Source organism: Lysinibacillus irui, assembly GCF_028877475.1.
GTDB lineage: Bacteria > Bacillota > Bacilli > Bacillales_A > Planococcaceae > Lysinibacillus > Lysinibacillus irui.
The window spans coordinates 1,702,998-1,720,002 of sequence record NZ_CP113527.1; the positions used below are offsets into that span (position 1 = coordinate 1,702,998).

15 protein-coding genes, 1 pseudogene and 1 riboswitch are annotated in these 17,005 nt (G+C 40.3%); of the genes and pseudogenes, 13 read left to right on the plus strand and 3 right to left on the minus strand.

Features of this window, described 5'->3' with window-relative positions:
• The first annotated feature begins 1 nt into the window (after position 1).
• The 7 genes and pseudogenes from OU989_RS08280 (at position 2) to OU989_RS08310 (ending at position 7,759) form a co-directional block, all read left to right on the plus strand.
• Positions 2-1,801, plus strand: coding sequence for a DUF2201 family putative metallopeptidase (locus OU989_RS08280; protein ID WP_274796664.1), 1,800 nt, complete (start codon positions 2-4; stop codon positions 1,799-1,801).
• A gap of 340 nt (positions 1,802-2,141) precedes the next feature.
• Positions 2,142-2,255: pseudogene (locus OU989_RS08285) on the plus strand (helix-turn-helix domain-containing protein); the annotation flags it as partial.
• Between the two features lie 22 nt (positions 2,256-2,277).
• Positions 2,278-2,601 (plus strand): DMT family transporter, encoded by a 324-nt coding sequence (locus tag OU989_RS08290; protein WP_274796665.1) that lies wholly within the window; start codon positions 2,278-2,280, stop codon positions 2,599-2,601.
• Positions 2,602-2,614: 13 nt separating this feature from the next.
• On the plus strand, positions 2,615-3,004 hold the full coding sequence (locus tag OU989_RS08295) for a DMT family transporter (protein ID WP_274796666.1): 390 nt from the start codon (positions 2,615-2,617) through the stop codon (positions 3,002-3,004).
• 1,242 nt (positions 3,005-4,246) lie between these two features.
• Positions 4,247-4,906 carry an HAD family hydrolase gene (locus OU989_RS08300; protein ID WP_274796667.1) on the plus strand — a complete coding sequence of 220 codons (660 nt, stop codon included), beginning with the start codon at positions 4,247-4,249 and terminating at the stop codon, positions 4,904-4,906.
• 150 nt (positions 4,907-5,056) lie between these two features.
• A complete protein-coding gene (locus OU989_RS08305; RefSeq protein ID WP_274796668.1) occupies positions 5,057-5,488 on the plus strand; it encodes a hypothetical protein in 432 nt (143 codons plus the stop codon).
• A 78-nt stretch (positions 5,489-5,566) separates the two neighbouring features.
• Positions 5,567-7,759 (plus strand): YheC/YheD family protein, encoded by a 2,193-nt coding sequence (locus OU989_RS08310; protein WP_274796669.1) that lies wholly within the window; start codon positions 5,567-5,569, stop codon positions 7,757-7,759.
• Positions 7,760-7,828: 69 nt separating this feature from the next.
• Here the strand turns inward: OU989_RS08310 and OU989_RS08315 are convergent, their stop codons facing one another.
• The gene (locus tag OU989_RS08315; protein ID WP_274796670.1) at positions 7,829-9,040 is read right to left on the minus strand and encodes an ATP-grasp domain-containing protein; all 1,212 of its coding nucleotides are present in this window, start codon (positions 9,038-9,040) and stop codon (positions 7,829-7,831) included.
• Between the two features lie 140 nt (positions 9,041-9,180).
• Between OU989_RS08315 and OU989_RS08320 the strand changes: the two genes are divergently transcribed.
• Positions 9,181-10,575: a Mur ligase family protein gene (locus OU989_RS08320; RefSeq protein WP_274796671.1), complete on the plus strand. Its 1,395-nt coding sequence runs from the start codon at positions 9,181-9,183 to the stop codon at positions 10,573-10,575.
• Between the two features lie 146 nt (positions 10,576-10,721).
• On the plus strand, positions 10,722-12,110 hold the full coding sequence (locus OU989_RS08325) for a UDP-N-acetylmuramoyl-tripeptide--D-alanyl-D-alanine ligase (RefSeq protein WP_274796672.1): 1,389 nt from the start codon (positions 10,722-10,724) through the stop codon (positions 12,108-12,110).
• A gap of 244 nt (positions 12,111-12,354) precedes the next feature.
• On the opposite strand, the gene OU989_RS08330 is transcribed toward OU989_RS08325, so the two are convergent.
• Both OU989_RS08330 and OU989_RS08335 read right to left on the minus strand, forming a co-directional pair.
• Positions 12,355-13,296 (minus strand): C40 family peptidase, encoded by a 942-nt coding sequence (locus OU989_RS08330; RefSeq protein WP_274796673.1) that lies wholly within the window; start codon positions 13,294-13,296, stop codon positions 12,355-12,357.
• 242 nt (positions 13,297-13,538) lie between these two features.
• A complete protein-coding gene (locus OU989_RS08335; protein WP_274796674.1) occupies positions 13,539-13,904 on the minus strand; it encodes a VOC family protein in 366 nt (121 codons plus the stop codon).
• 743 nt (positions 13,905-14,647) lie between these two features.
• A riboswitch (cobalamin riboswitch) is annotated at positions 14,648-14,839 on the plus strand.
• 29 nt (positions 14,840-14,868) lie between these two features.
• Here OU989_RS08335 and OU989_RS08340 point away from each other — a divergent pair.
• The 4 genes from OU989_RS08340 (at position 14,869) to OU989_RS08355 (ending at position 17,002) form a co-directional block, all read left to right on the plus strand.
• Positions 14,869-14,994 carry a hypothetical protein gene (locus OU989_RS08340; RefSeq protein WP_274796675.1) on the plus strand — a complete coding sequence of 42 codons (126 nt, stop codon included), beginning with the start codon at positions 14,869-14,871 and terminating at the stop codon, positions 14,992-14,994.
• A gap of 59 nt (positions 14,995-15,053) precedes the next feature.
• Positions 15,054-15,230: a hypothetical protein gene (locus OU989_RS08345; RefSeq protein ID WP_274796676.1), complete on the plus strand. Its 177-nt coding sequence runs from the start codon at positions 15,054-15,056 to the stop codon at positions 15,228-15,230.
• A 101-nt stretch (positions 15,231-15,331) separates the two neighbouring features.
• Entirely contained in the window at positions 15,332-15,964 is a 633-nt protein-coding gene (locus tag OU989_RS08350; protein WP_274796677.1) for a TetR/AcrR family transcriptional regulator, read from the plus strand.
• Between the two features lie 18 nt (positions 15,965-15,982).
• On the plus strand, positions 15,983-17,002 hold the full coding sequence (locus tag OU989_RS08355) for a 2,3-butanediol dehydrogenase (RefSeq protein ID WP_274796678.1): 1,020 nt from the start codon (positions 15,983-15,985) through the stop codon (positions 17,000-17,002).
• The last annotated feature ends 3 nt before the right edge of the window (positions 17,003-17,005 follow it).

A 17,005-nucleotide genomic window follows, 5' to 3' on the forward strand; every position in this document is an offset into this window, starting at 1 on the left:
TATGGCTAAAAAAAAGAAAACATCGAAGCAGGAACATAAAAATGAGACATCAATTGCTCGAGGACATGAAATGGTCGCCACCCATCCATTATTTGAAGTGTTATGTAATGCCGTTTACATGCAATATGAAAATATGGCACAAAAAGATTGGGCTTATGTGTCGAGTACAGGGGTAATCTACGTCAATCAAGATAAAAAAGGGCAGCCAAATGAATGGGCCTATGTCATTGCCCATTGCTTATTACACCTTGGCTTACAGCATCACCAACCAAAAAAAGAGCAGCAGGATCTATGGAATATTGCTTGTGACTGTTATATCACGAAATTTTTAGCAGAACTCAAATTTGGTCAAGCACCAAAAGAAATGAATGAACAACTTGTTGAAGCCTTTACCTCTGAGGAAAAATTGTATGATCGATTTCTACGAGAGGGTGTACCTGCTCATTTTAAAGGCTATAGCACAATGCCAGGACAAATGGATTTTCTAATTTCAAAAAATAAAACACAGTACATGTTTAGCGGCTATCGCAACTATGGCGAATTATTTGCAGAGGGATTAGCTAAAGCTGTGCAAAGCGCCATTCGTGTAGCGGGAGGTATAGACAACACACTCGCAGGCTCGACGAATTTGACACAAGCACAACGGGCAAAAGCTTGGTTTATGAGCTCCTATCCATTATTTGGCGCATTAGCTGCCGATTTTACGATTATCGAAGATCCACTTGTTTGTACAAGGATGGACATCTCGATAGCAGCCATCTCGGTTGAAACAAAGGAGATTTACCTAAATACGGCCATGGGGATGACAGATGAAGAAATGCGATTTTTAATAGCACACGAATTGCTTCATGCTGGATTAAGTCATACTACACGGAGACAAGGGCGTGATCCCTATCTCTGGAATGTTGCTTGCGATTATGTCATAAATGGCTGGTTAATCGACATGAAAATAGGGGAGATGCCAGCGTTTGGTGGACTATATGACCCTGCATTAAAAGGGTTATCTGCAGAAGCTATTTATGATCGCATTGTTACGGATATGAGGTTGTATCGTAAATTAAGAACCTTTCGGGGGCAAGGAATGGTGGATATTATAGAAACGAAACCGCCAGACTTTTGGGAAGGAAAAGTAGGCGTTGATTTGGACGCATTTTATAGAAGAGCATTGAGTCAAGGGCTAAGCTATCATATGGCGCAAGATAGGGGGTACTTGCCACAAGGACTAATCGAGGAAATTCGAAGTCTGTCACAGCCGCCTATTGCCTGGGACGTGGAATTAGCAAAATGGTTTGATCGCATGTTTCAACCATTAGAGAAGGTCAGAACCTATGCACGCCCCAGTAGAAGGCAAGCATCGACACCTGATATTGCAAGACCAAGATGGTTTCACCAAAGTGGGGAGGAAGATGGGCGTACATTCGGAGTTATTATCGATACTTCTGGCTCTATGGATCGTGCCTTACTTGGCAAAGCACTCGGGACAATAGCAAGCTATAGTATTGCAAGAGAAGTTCCACTCGTACGTGTCATCTTTTGTGATGCCATTGCCTATGATGCAGGCTATATGGCACCAGAAGAGCTATTAACAAAAGTAAAAATACGGGGCAGAGGAGGCACAGTGTTACAACCTGGGGTCCGCTTACTGGAAGAAGCATCCGACTTCCCCAAAAATGGCCCTATCCTTATTATTACGGATGGACATTGCGACCGTTTAACGATTAAAAGAGAACATGCCTACGTGCTACCCCAAGGAGCTAAGTTACCATTTGTACCAAAAGGTGAGGTATTTAGAATGAAATAATGTTCATAAAAAGTAGAACTCTCTAGCATTAGAGGGTTTTATTATTTAATAATAAAGGAAGGGACTGCTGGCATGGAACAAATTATATAGTAAAGAATTTTAATTATTGATTAAGGGGCTTCTTACTATTTTTACGAACATGCTAATGACGATTCAATTTGTACGGGGTAGGGTCGTTACAGAACAGGAAGTGAATCAGTACTTGACTAAGGGCAGTGCACGGCTTCCATTCATTCTGAAGGTGAAGGTGTGACATTATTGTTGTCCGATCAGCTAGCCAAGAAAATCTAAAAAGATTCGTGAAATGTTTATTTACTGCTACACTATACATAGCGATTATGTGCGTACGGGCAAGGTAAGTGCCTTACGTTTTTCTACTTTCAATGCAATTCTGTATGAGTTGAACTGTCAGCCAGGAGATAGACTGGAGTATGTAGAGGAAGAGGAACCATAGCAACGAAGAAGGGATTTTAACAATGTTGGCTTTTATTTTTTTATTACTAGCTATTATAGCAGAGGTTTTTGCAAGCTCCATGCTAAAGCGCACGGAGGGTTTCACTCGGATTTGGCCATCGATCGGTGTGGTGGTGGGCTATGGAACGGCGTTTTATTGTTTAGCCTTAACATTAAAAGTCATTCCAATTGGTGCGGCCTATGCGATATGGGCCGGTTTAGGGACAGCCTTAACAGCTATTGTGGGGGTTGTCTTTTATAAGGAAATATTCAATCGCAAGAAGGTACTAGGGATTCTCTGTATTATTATGGGTGTCGTAGTACTCAATCTTGCAGGCAGTCATTAGGAGGCACCTTAGAATGAAAGGCTATTTATTTTTAACACTCTCAATCATAAGTGAGGTCTTTGCCACAACGATGCTCAAGCTTTCTGATGGTTTCACTGTGCTGGTCCCATCATTAGCGGTGGCACTTGGCTATGGGATATCATTTTATAGCCTATCCTTATGCTTAAAAACAATGCCATTAAGCTTAGCCTACGCCATCTGGTCTGGAGTTGGCACAGCTTTAACTGTCATGGTCGGCATTATAATTTGGAACGATATTTTTAATCTCTACTCTGCGATTGGCATTGCTCTAATTATTGGAGGGGTTATCTTGTTAAATCAAGGGGATAAAAGGGAAGACGTGGCGGATAGCCGGCTGAAATCGAAGGATAGCCCCGCAAAAAAGCAGGAATCTAGCGTGTAGACGGATAGAGATGGAAAAGTGATGGAAAGCCGTCTGAAATCGAAGGATAACCCCGCAAAAAAGCAGGAATCTAGCGTGTAGACGGATAGAAATGGAAAAGTGGTGGATAGCCGTCCAAAAGCGGTGGATAGGAATAGAAAGGTGGCGGATAGCCGACTGAAATCGAAGGATAGCCCCGCAAAAAAGCAGGAATCTAGCGTGTAGACGGATAGGAATGGAAAAGTGGTGGATAGCCGTCCAAAAGCGGTGGATAGGAATAGAAAAGTAGCGGATAACCGGCTGAAATCGAAGGATAGCCCCGCAAAAAAAGCAGGAATCTAGCGTGTAGACGGATAGAGATGGAAAAGTGGTGGATAGCCGTCCAAAAGCGGTGGATAGGAATAGAAAAGTGGCGGATAGCCGGCTGAAATCGAAGGATAGCCCCGCAAACTAGCAGGAATCTAGCGTGTAGACGGATAGGAATAGAAAAGTGGCGGATAGCCGGTTGAAATCGAAGGATAGCGCCGCAAACTAGCAGGAATCTAGCGTGTAGACGGATAGAAATGGAAAAGCGGTGGATAGCCGGTTGAAATCGAAGGATAGCGCCGCAATCTAGCAGGAATCTAGCATGTAGACGGATAGCGAAAGAAAAGTGGCGGATAGCCGTCCAAAAGCGGTGGATAGGAATGGAAAAGTGGCGGATAGCCGGCTGAAATCGAAGGATAGCCCCGCAAACTAGCAGGAATCTAGCGTGTAGACGGATAGAGATGGAAAAGTGGTGGAAAGCCGTCCAAAAGCGGTGGATAGGAATAGAAAAGTGGCGGATAGCCGGTTGAAATCGAAGGATAGCGCCGCAAAAAAGCAGGAATCTAGCGTGTAGACGGATAGGAATGGAAAAGTGGCGGATAGCCGGTTGAAATCGAAGGATAGCGCCGCAATCTAGCAGGAATCTAGCATGTAGACGGATAGCGAAAGAAAAGTGGTGGATAGCCGTCCAAAAGCGGTGGATAGGAATAGAAAAGTGGCGGATAGCCGGCTGAAATCGAAGGATAGCCCCGCAAAAAAAGCAGGAATCTAGCGTGTAGAAGGATAGTGGTAGAAAAGTGGCGGATAGCCGGCCGAAATCGAAGGATAGCCCCGCAAAAAAGCAGGAATCTAGCGTGATAGATGAATAGCCATCGAAAATCGAATTATAGCTGGCCAGAATCAATGGATAGCACCACAAGAAGCAGGATACACAGATACGGAATAGGGGGATATGTGATGATTAAAGCCATTATTTTTGATTTTGACGGTACAATTATTGATACGGAAACGGCGTGGTATACTGTTTTTAGAGATGCCTATGCCCAATATGGGGTTGACTTATCGTTGGCAACATATGCAAAATGCCTTGGGACCAATCTTCAAGAGTTTAATCCTTATACATATCTTGTCACACATCATCACATTGAATTGGATGTGGAGGCATTTCAAACATCGATTCAACAAAGCCATGCGCAGCTAATGGCCAAGGAAACAGTAAGACCTGGTATTTTAACGTGGCTACAGCAAGCAAGGGAAGCGGGTTTACAAATTGGGTTAGCTAGTAGCTCTAGCCGCCAGTGGATCGATCAATATGTTGATACGCTTGGCATTCGAGATTTTTTTGATTGTTATTGTACTGCTGACACTGTGACCAATGTTAAGCCGGATCCAGAGCTTTACTTGCAGGCCCTTGAACAGTTAGGGATAAAGGCTAATGAGGCTATAGCAATTGAGGATTCACCGAATGGCGCACAAGTAGCAGTAGCAGCGGGGCTGTATACATTAGTCATTCCTAACGCAATCACTAAGCAATTACCTTTTGGTACAGGACATCAGACCCTGGAGACAATAGTACAGTATGATCTACAAGATCTTCTAGCAGTGTTCATCTCCTAATCTCATAACAACAACCTCTCCATTTCAATGGGAGAGGTTTTTTTGTTTCTTTGTGAATTAGTCGTCATATTTTTTATTGCTACATATTATAACGAGAGGGCAATTTACATGGATATATACACTTATTCAGACTAGGGAGGGGGCTATTATTTGAATAGTGAGAAGAAAAGAAATCATTTTTTATGCGAAGCTTTAAGTGATTTGAAGGATCTTCAGGATATTATGATGAACTTTCATTCTAAATATTTCGGTCAGTTACTTGTCAAAATCGTTGGGAGTGATACGATTCCCTTTTTTTTAATTACAAACAGTGGCGCTCATTTAAGGTTAATGGATACAGTGAAACAGTTTGAAACGGAGTTTTTTCGTATTGAGGCAGTCGATAAGGAGCGTTGTCGTGGCACCGTGTCGTTGTTACGTGCCTTCGATTATGAAGGCAATGATACCAATTCCGTGGCGGATGTAGTGAGGTTAGAAAAAACAAGTACGGAAAAATCCATTGAACTTAGTGGCATTTCTGCGATTCAGCTATTAAAGCCAGACATGCTGAAAGGGAAATTTATCATTGAGCCTAAATGGTAGCGCCAGATTATACTACTAAGCTAGAACATCTGTCTCGATGTAAGGGATAGAAAGTGAATGTAATAGAGAGAGACTCTAATGAAAGGAAGTTTAGCTATGACGATTATTGGTATGCTGCATCATCGACTTGATCCAACCACAGTCCTCAAGTCGTATGCCTATGCAGCAGTTGCAAAGGCAGAAGGGGCACAGTTTTTTTACTTCACACCTAAAAGTGTTGATTTTGCCAAACGTTCCATTCGCGCTAAAGTTTATGAGGATGGACAATGGCATGAAAAAACGATGCCCTTTCCAGATGTGATCTATAATGCAGGGAGTCCAGAGAAATTATCCGTGTCCAAAGAGATTATTGATCGTTTAAAAGAAGAAATTCCATTTACGACTCATTCAATAGGGAATAAATGGAATGTAATGAAGCGATTGAAGGAAGCAAAGGAATTTGAACAGTATTTGATTCCATCAGAAATTGTGAAGGATGTCGATGTATTTCACAAGTTTATCAATTATTATAAAAAGGTTGTGTTTAAGCCAATTGATGGACGCAAGGGTAAAGGTATCTATTTTATTACGAAGGCAGGAACAAAGCATTTTGATGTGAGAAAGGATAGTACGAATACAACCTATTCAAAGCCTCAATTAGATGCATTACTAAAGGAGCAGCTTGCGGCTGGCACCTTTATAATGCAGCCCTATATTCAATCAATCACTAAATCGGGTCAAGTCTATGATTTCCGGCTACATGTACAAAAAAATGGTGAAGGTAAATGGGTAGTGACGACAGTATACCCAAGGATCGCGCCTAATGGCTCTATTATACCGAATATTAATAATGGTGGCTTTACCAATTACTTAGATCCTTTTTTGGAGCAGGAGTTCAAGGAAGAAGCTTATAATATTCGTCGAATGCTAGAGCATTTTTCATTAGCGTTGGCCCATCATCTGGATGAGATTCAAATGGAGAAGTTTGGGGAAGTCATTGATGAAATTGGCATTGACGTAGGTTTAGATCAGCAGCAAAAAATTTGGATGTATGAGGTCAATTGGCGACCAGGCTGTCCTCCTGCTTTTTACTTGGAATTAGATGTTGTCATCCATTCTATTCGTTATGCTATGTATTTAGCGAAAAATCATAAAAAATTGCAGAAGGAGATCGTTCAACAACAAAATCAGCAGCCTGCAGAAAAGAAAAGCATACCGATTATTGCGATTACCGGAAGTGCTGGGAAAACAACGACAAAGGCATTTGTTGGGTCGATTTTATCGAAAAAATGGAATGTTTTTGAGTCGAAGGATTATTGGAATACGACAGAGCATACGAAAAAGCATAAGGAAGAAATCAATGATTCACACCAGGCGGTCGTATTAGAATATGGTATGGCCTACCCTGGTATTATTACGAACCACTGTAGCATAATCCAGCCGAATATTAGTATTGTTACAAATATCGGTTTAGCGCATGTCGGTAATTTTGATGGCGATGTAAGAGGCGTAGCGAAGGCGAAGTCGGAATTGATTCATGGCATGGATCAACAAGGTTTACTCATTGTCAATCAGGATGATGATAATTCAAGGTATTTAGAGACACAGCAATTTAAAGGGAAAATCATCACGGTGGGCATTAAAAAGGAAGCGGACTATCGTGCCTATGATTTACAGTATAAGGATATCGGCATGTCCTTTAAAATGAAGCTACATGGTCAAGAGATAGAAATGTATATTCCTATTTTAGGAGAACATCATGTTTACAATGCTCTGAATGCAGTTGCAGTGGCTGATCTTTTAGGGTTCAGTGCACTCGATATTCAGGCTGGACTCAACTTTAAAAAACCACCAAGACGCTTAACTATCTATAACTGCCGCGATGATATTACAGTTATTGATGATACAGTACACTCCCATCCACAAGGAGTTCGTGCAGCGATTGATGTGCTAACCAATATTGCTAAAAATCGGAAGGTAGCCATTATTGGGCAAATGCGTGAGCTTGGTGTTTTAAGGGAAGAAGAATATAAAAAGGTTGGGGAATATGTATATGATGTTGGAATTGATGAATTCATTACCTATGGATTTAGGACAGATGAAATGAGCAATGCCGCCATCGCCAAGGGCATGGACCCATCCAGGGTACATCATTTTATTAATAAGGACCAATTACATGCCCTCCTAGAAAAGCTCATTAAGCCTCATGATACCATTCTCGTGAAAGGTGCTAGTAAAACGAATATGTTTGAAACCGTGAAATTTTTAGATCAAACATTTAGAGAAGAATAAACCATTAATAAAAATAAAAAAACCCGAGTAACTGTCCACTGCAAGCGGCAATTATTCGGGATATTTTTTTTAAACTCTCAATATAAATTTGATTTCCTTTGCTGCGTTGATAGCATGATTTCTAGCTTCCTTCAATGTGGCTCCTTGTGCAATAACATAGGCATAGCGGTGACCCATTGATAAAGGTGGCGTTAGGAGCGTTCCTTTTCTAGGTTTCACATATACTTCTACGACGCCTGTGGATCTGGATGCTCTCGCCTTACCAATCACCTTCTCTAAAACCCCTTTACTTTCTACAATGACATATTTTGTATAGACAAATTTTTTATGCCTTGGCTGAAAATTAGGCTGTTGACCAAGCAATAGTTTCAGTGTTTCTTCTACTAAACTAAAGCCAAGAGCAGCCTGGAGCATATTGTTCATGGCGCCCCCAGATATTCGCGGATTAATTTCGATGAGTTTCCAACCGTTTTGGGTTAATCGAAGCTCTAAATGGAGCGCCCCATTTTCTAAATCAAAGGCCTTTACAATGGAGTGGAGTACTTCCTCGATTCCCGCGCGAATGTCTTGAGGAGCTTTCACCAATACACCATAGCCTGTAATGATAAAGCGTTTCCCTTGGGTAATTTCCTGCTCAATTATGCCAATCACATGTGGCTGCCGTTGATACACAACAGCCTCCACTAAGTATTGAGGGCCCTCCAAATACTCTTCAATCATGATCGATTCATAGGGGTTTTTACTACGTAATGATTTGAGGTGGTTATTAAGTTGATCAGCATCCGTTGCTAATAGTACATCTTTTGAGCCTGTTGATTTTGGTGATTTCACGATTAATGGAAAAGTCCAATTGTTAGCAATAGGTTCATTGGGCTTCATGAGCGAAAACTTTGGTGAGTATGGCTGGTCTTTTAAATAATTTCTCGTTTTTTCTTTATCCTCCATGATTTCAATTGCGGAGGAGGAGGTGTAGTTATGACAAAATTCATCACATAGCATAGAGGCAACATGGACAAATGGATCCACAAAACTAACGATACTTTTAATGTCTAATCCGGTTTTCCCTAGTTTATCAATTTCCTCTTTCATTCTTTCAATATTCAAAGTATCAATGAGTATCATTTTATGAATGTCAGGGTAGGCTCGTCGCTGCTGAAGTTGTTTTTCATTATTAGTAAAAAGTACTGTGAAGTAGCCTAATTTTTCTGCTGCTCTCGTCGCTTCACGGCTAGACCCGGATTTGTTTGTACCGATAAATACAATTGCTTTCAGGTATATCACTCCTTCTATTGGTACTTAGATACTTAATCACCTTTATATATATGCAACGAAATAGATTTCTCCTAGTTATGTATCTTGACTTCATCCAAGCAACTTTTAGGAGGTTACATATACTAGAAAAGAAAGGAGGGAGAAAAGATATGAAGCCTCTTTCGGTGAAAAATTTAGCAATGATTACGACAGGCTATATAGTGCAAGGGTCAGAGGATTTACTGATTCAGCATGGTGCTTATCGATTAAAACAAGTAAAAAAACCTAATACGGCCCTTTTTACTAGTAAACGCATTGTCAATTGGAAAAATCTTGAGCCATTTTCTCCTCTAGTGCTAGTGACCGATAGAGCTTATCGGCCAAATGACATTCCAAACCAAGTTAATATGATACAGGTAGCGAATGCAAATGAGGCCTATTGGAAGTTTGTTCATTTTTATCGCAATCAGTTCCAGATCCCCATTGTAGCGATTACAGGAACTTCGGGGAAAACAACAACAAAAGAGATGATTAAACATATTCTTTCAGCAGAGCATAAAGTGACCGCTACTACATTGAGCAGTAATTCAAGAACGGCATCATTGCAATATTTACTAAGTATTGAGGAAGATACAGAGGCAGCCGTATTTGAAACGGCTGTTGGCTCACCAGGTGATGTTACAAATGCTGGGAAATACTTCAAACCGACGATCGGGATTATTACTAATATCGGAGCCCATCATTTAAATTATTGCAAAACATTAGAGGGCTATATTCAAGCAAAGGGAGAAATGCTAGACATTATTCATCCTAAAGGTACGTTAATTATTAATGCGGAGGATATCAATACTAAAAAACTAGATGTTTCTAGATTTAGTGGGCGCTTGATAAAGGTGGGAAAGCATGAATCCTGTGATTTTCGAGCGAGTCATATTCAGTATTATCAAAAGGGCATGAAATTTGTTCTTCAGTATGACAGACAAAGCTATGACATTCTTGTACCAGGATTTGGTGAACATCAGGTCTATAATGCCCTTGCTGCCATCGCAGCAGTCTATGACATGGGGGTACCTATTCCAGTTGCAGCAAAACAACTTCAGTCATTCCGCCAATTGAAAAAACAACTCCAGCTCTTTGAGGGCATCAATCATTCGATGTTATTGGATGATACTTGGAGTATTACAACCACCTCCTTAGAGGCTGCTTTAAAAGTATTAAATGAGCTAGGGGATGGCAAGAAGAAAATTGCTGTGATAGGGACGATTACGGATTTAGGTTCATGGGGCTATGTTATTCACGAGCAAGCGGGTGAATTAATCCATCGTATTGGTGCGGATGTTTTGATAACTATTGGGGAGCATGCCAAGATTATGGCGGATTATGCAGTAATGCTAGGGTTTAGCAAGCCTGTTTATTCATTTAAAAATAGCACGCTCGTTTATCCGTTATTGCAGGGGATTATGGATGAGAATACGATTGTTCTCATAAAAGGTGATATGTATAGTAAACAGGTGTCAAAACTAGCAACGGAGCTAAAGCTTAAACCTACACCACCCGCAGATTAACTTGCTTCTGACAATATAGGATATTGACTGTGCCACATAGAAAGAAGCGCTAATAAGGTATAGTAATTGATCAGAAAACAACACTCTGAATCAAGAGAAGGAACAAATCATCTATAAGATTGATAAAGAGAGGAGGCGTAGTACACTTGCAACCGATTAGTGTGCAAAAACTTAGGAATGTACTACAGGGAAAGCTCATTCATGGATCAGATCAATGGTCTGTTCAGCATGCAATCTACTATAATCGGCATGATTTAACGAAAAGTCATACGCTTCTGTTTGTAAGTCGAAGTGATCAAATTAACTGGCAAGAGATTGATCGAAAAGGTCCGTCCCTCATCATATCTGATAAGCCGTCTACTGAGTTAAAAAACGCCTTAGACAATACAACCGTTTTACAAGTCAAAAGCGTTACGCAGGCCTATTGGACTTTTATCGAATATTATCGGAGTCTGTTTGACATTCCGGTTGTTGCTTTGACAGGAACCTGTGGTAAAACAACAACAAAAGAGATGTTAAAGCATATCGCGAGTAAGCATTGGCAAGTGCAAGCATCCGTCAGCAGTAAAAATGAGCCGAGACAATCATTACCCTATTTGACGGGTATTGAAGAGAAAACACAAGCGGCTATATTTGAATTAGGCTTAGGCAACACAGGGAATATTAAACATCAGTGTATGATCTATCAGCCAACAATCGGTATTATTACGAATATTGGTGTACATCATTTAGACGGCTGTCTCAACCTTGAAGGTTATATTAAGGCCAAGGCTGAAATTGTAGAGGGAATTAAAGAAGATGGCACGTTAATCATCAATGCGGATGATGATAACATTAAAACAATATCTTTGAAACGATTTAAAGGGAAGATTATTAAATTTGGTTTACAGGATTCGGCGGATTACAAGGCTTCGAAAATACAATTTGCCAATACAGGTATGAAATTTGTACTTGAATTTGCAGAGACAACGTATAACGTATTTGTCCCTGGCTATGGGGAACACCAAGTTTACAATGCGTTAGCCGCAATTGCCGCCTGTCATGAAATGGGGCTGACCATTCGTCAGGCTATTTCAGGATTAAGGAATTTTAAACCAATGGCAAGACATTTAGAATTTACGACAGGACTAGGAGATAGTACGATTATCGATGATACATGGACCAATAATCCAACATCGGTAGAGGCAGCCTTAAAAGTATTAGATACAGTAGGAAAAGAGAAAAAGGTTATTCTTATTTTAGGTGATATTAAGAGATTGGGTAATTTTGAGGAAAAATATCATCGAGAAATTGGCTCGATGGTTGCTGAGAGAAAGATTGATACATTAATTACCATCGGCAAAAGGGCAGAGAAAATTGCCGACCAGGCTCAAAAAGATGGAACCAACGCAGAAGTTCATACGTTTAAAGAGGTAGCAGGCGTTTTAGAACTATTGAAACCAAAGCTTGATGCGGACACGATTGTCTTAATAAAAGGGCCGATGTCGAGTAGATCCATGATTGAATTTGCCAATACACTTAAAAACTCTTTATAGAGCAAAAGGGTGTCTCAAAATTAAATGAGACACCCAATTATCTTACTTATTTTAAAACGCGTCGAGCTGTTACAAAATTCTTTTGTGCCCATGTCGTTGTCATACTAATATATTGATTACTCCCTAAATAGATCCCCGTTTGTGTGATTTCTATTGGTAGAGAAGAATACTAAATCAACTTTTTCAAGCTGAGATTTTTGAATAAGTGTACTAACTAAAGCTTGCTATACTTCTGGGCGTAGAGTTATTTAGTAGAGATAACGCGCTTCGCAGTAATATAATGTTTAGCATAATAATCAACAAATAATACTCTTGTCATGACACCATCGGAATTAGGGATGATGATGCGGTGATCGCCTGCATAAATCCCTACAAGAGAAGGGTTTTTTGAACCTTTCACACTATTAAAGAAGACTAAATCACCCTTTTTCAAATTAGCACGCGCTACAGTTGATCCTTTGCTCATTAAACCACTTAAAGAAGTTGATCCGAGTGTAACGCCACTTTTACGATAGATGAAATCGACAAAAGCTGGAGCGGTAAATCGTAGACTTGACTCATTTGTTGTCGAGCTAATCGATACTTTATTTTTATAAGTCAGCGCATACTCAACAATTTTATCGCCTTTTGTTGCAGGGTTGGCTGATAGTAGGGTAGGTAATACTCTACGTGCAGATACATAATTTTCTTTATAATAAGGCTTACTATTTAAATCAGAGATGATGATATTTTGTTTTGGATCAGCCATGTGAATGATTTTATTGTCGCCAATATACATGCCGACATGGTCGGGATCTGTCCCTGTTTTTTTACTTTTAAAGAAGACTAAATCCCCTTTTTGTAATTGGTTTCTCGCTACATATGTCCCTTGCTGAATCATATAATTTTCATTGTACGTACCAAGATCTACACCATTTTTCTCGAAAATGTACATTAAAAATGAAGCACAAGAAAATTTATATGGGTATGTAGGCTTGTATACCGTATTGCTGTATGTTGCTTGCCCCATTAAGCTTTTACCAGTTTTAATTAATTGATCTGCTTTCGCAGCAACAGCCTGTGCGTTGTTCTGTGTATTTGTTGTAGCAGCCTCTACTTGGATAGGTTGGAATGCTGTTTGCACCATTCCGAATGAACTCAATCCAATCGTTAAGGCAAGTGTTGTAGATAAAAATCGTTTATTCATGTTATTAAATAACCTCCTTAGCATCTAGTAGGATTTCTCCTGTATAGCTTTGCCATGGAAATAATCGTAGCATGAAAATCTAGGGCTTCTACGCGGTAAATGTTACCAGAGCAACAAAGGAGAGCCCCTTAACACTTGCTATAAAAGGCTTTATCGAGGGAATTTACAGTTTTATTACAAATGTTTCAGTACGTTGTCATATGGAACATTCTCATGAAAAAAACTGCCCAAAAGTGGACAGTTTACGAGATTTTCTGAATCATTTCAACACGATTGCCAAAAGGATCTCTGAACTCAAAACGTTCATAATGAGGGATTGGCACGGACTCTATTATGTCGATCTGATGTTGTGCTAGTTTCTCCCGCCACTCGTTAATATCCTCTACCTGATAAGCAATATGCGCCTTTGTCGTCAAACGATCGAAGCCTTCCTCTGTACCTACATGCACCTCTTGATGCCCTAGCTGCAACCAAAATCCCCCACGCCCTTTGAGAGAATCAGGTTTTTCAATTTCCTCAAGACCTAAGACATGACAATAAAATTCTCTTCCCTGCCCCTCTGTCCCCTTTGGAATCGTAATTTGCACATGATGTAAACCGATAATCATAGAAATGAAGCCTCCTTTTCTACCTTAATTATAGTATATTTCCAAAATATTTGAAATGGTGACAGGAGGCAGAGCGCAATGGCGGCTTTAGTAGTGGGAGGAAAGCTCTTATTGCGGGGGTTAGTAACTTCGAATTGAGAGATAGCACTCTGGAATTGAAGGATAGGGCGGCGGATAGAATGCTCAAAGTGAAGGATAGAATGCGCGAATTGAAGGATAGGCTTAAAGCGGTGGATAGAATCTTAGAATTGAAGGATAACCATCGAAAAGTGGTGGATAAAATACTCAAATTGAAGGATAGCGCTTAAAGCGGTGGATAGAACCCCGAAATTGAAGGATAGCCGACAAAAAGTGGTGGATAGAATGCTCAAAGTGAGGGATAGAACTCTGAAAGTGAAGGATAGTGCTTAAGCCGGTGGATAGAACCCCGAAATTGAAGGATAGCCGACAAAAAGTGGTGGATAGAATGCTCAAAGTGAGGGATAGAACTCTGAAAGTGAAGGATAGCGCTTAAAGCGGTGGATAGAACCCCAAAATTGAAGGATAGCCGACAAAAAGTGGTGGATAGAATGCTTAAAGTGAAGGATAGAACTCTGAAAGTGAAGGATAGCGCTTAAAGCGGCGGATAGAATGCGCGAATTGAAGGATAGACCCTAGGATTGAGTGATAGACTCCAAAAAAGTAAAGGATAGCCCACGATATCTAATCTATTATGATATTAGTACTATGGTATAATAATAAAAACGGAATAATAGGATAGAGGTACAAATTAGATTTTTTAATTTGTTTAAAAGGGAAGATCGGTGAAAATCCGACGCTGTCCCGCAACTGTAAATGGGAGCACATTTCAAAGGGCCACTGTTACGAGTCGTAATGGGAAGGTGGAAGGTGCGATGAACATAAGCCAGGAGACCTGCCTTTATCTAGTACAGCCAAAAACCTACGCGGATAGGGGGTGTTGAGTGTGACTAGAGAAATTCTCCTGCATGCTCATAGTACGATGATTGCTAAAAAGGTAGCTTCTATGTTTAATAGCAAGCTTTTTTTCAACTGGCCATCATCGTATTATGTCGTGTATTTGTCATTGTAGACATCTTTCTAATGAGGGAAAGATGTTTTTTTATGTAAAACAATAAAGGAGCGGTTCACATGAATCCACAAGTGATTGAATACTATGAAAGTCTATTTAAATTAGAAATTATGCAAGAGCCTTACGCGGCTAGACCATTGAAGGAGCTTGTTGAACAGTATGTTGGGCATGATGCCGCACATGAGCAGTCGATTTTAGCGGCATATGCGAATGTTATGAAAGAATTAATTGGATAAAATTCATGTTGGCTACTTCGTAAATGGAAGTAGCCATTATTAATGAGCGCATCCATTGACAATAGTAAATTGTAGGCGTAAGATTTTTTTGAACAATCGTTTTGAACACTTGTTCAAAAAAAGAGGTGAGAGAAGTCGATAAGAAAGAAGTAGCACAAAAAGAGAAAAATAAAGAGGTAAAAGAACAAATTTTGCAGGCAGCGAAATCCTTGTTTTCATCAAGAGGCTATGATGGAACGACAGTGAGACAAATTTGTGATGAGGCAAATGTGTCGCTCGCGCTTGTTTCCTATCATTTTGGTGGGAAAGAAAATGTCTTCAATGCATTATTTGAACCGCTACGCGACACCTTTATGAATGCCCATTATGATGTTAGCGATTCACTAGGTGCGCTCAGAAGCTTTTGTCGTAATTTTGTCCTTTATCGTATTCATGAGCATGAATTAATTGATATTTTACAGCAAGAGATTGTCATGAATAGTCCAAGACTAGAGATGCTAAAGGATGTTTTTTTACCTTCCTGGGAGCAGCTTCGAACAATTTTACAAGCGTGTCAAGAGCAACAGACCATACACTATGAGTCCATTGATGTCGCGTTGAACTTTATTATGGGGACGTTAATGTATTCCTTGAATAACCCATTTTTAAATCGTTCTTCTTTACAATCAACACCCGAGCAAATTGCAGAGCTTGCAGTTCATTTCGTGTTCAATGGTCTTCACACAAAACAATAAATAAAGAAGGTAATCACAATGAAAGCAGCAAAATTTTACGGTATTAAAGATATTCGAGTAGAGGAGGCACAACTGCCAGCACTAGAGCCTGGGATGGTGAAAGTGAAAGTTGCGTTTGCCGGAATTTGTGGTAGTGATTTACATGAATATGTAGGCGGGGCCTATGCATTCCGTACACAACCAGTATTAGGGCATGAATTTGCCGGAGTTGTTGTAGAAGTAGCAGAAGGAGTTACACAAACAAAAGTAGGGGATCGCGTAGCAGTGGAGCCGCCAATACCATGTGGCAAATGTGATAACTGTAGACGTGGCTATTCAAACTTATGTAAACGTGGACAATCTTATGGTTATACCATTTCAGGTGGATTCGCTGAATATGCGGTTGTGCAAGAGGGAAATATTTACCAGCTTCCTGATGGTATGAGTTTAGAGCTAGGTGCTCTGGTAGAACCGACAGCGGTAGCTGTGCATGCTGTTCGACAAAGTCAATTAAAGCTTGGCGATACTGCCGCTATTTTTGGCGCAGGTCCCATTGGCTTATTAGTCTTGCAGGCTGTGAAAGCGGCTGGAGCAAGTGAAATCTTTGTAGTGGAGGTTTCCGATGAACGTCGCCAAAAAGCGCTTGATTTGGGTGCAACCTATGTTATCAATCCAATCGACACAGATGCCGTAGCCTATATTCGCGAAAAAACAAATGGTGGAGTAGATGTTGCCTATGATGCAGCAGGTGTTCAAGCAACGTTTACAAGTGGCGTAAGTGCTGTTCGCCCTGGCGGCGAATTTAAAATTGTCAGTGTCTGGGAAAGACCAGTTGAATTTAATCCAAATGCGGTAGTTTCACCAGAGGTAACAATTAGCGGTTCATTTGCCTATGTTAACATTTTCCCTGAAGTCATTCGATTACTAGCACGAGGTGTCATTGATGGACAAGCCGTGATTACAAGTGAAATTGCTTTAGAGGATATTGTGGAAAAAGGCTTTGAGGCTTTAACAAAAGATCGTAGTCAGTGTAAAATTTTGGTGAATATGAGTTTGTAAATC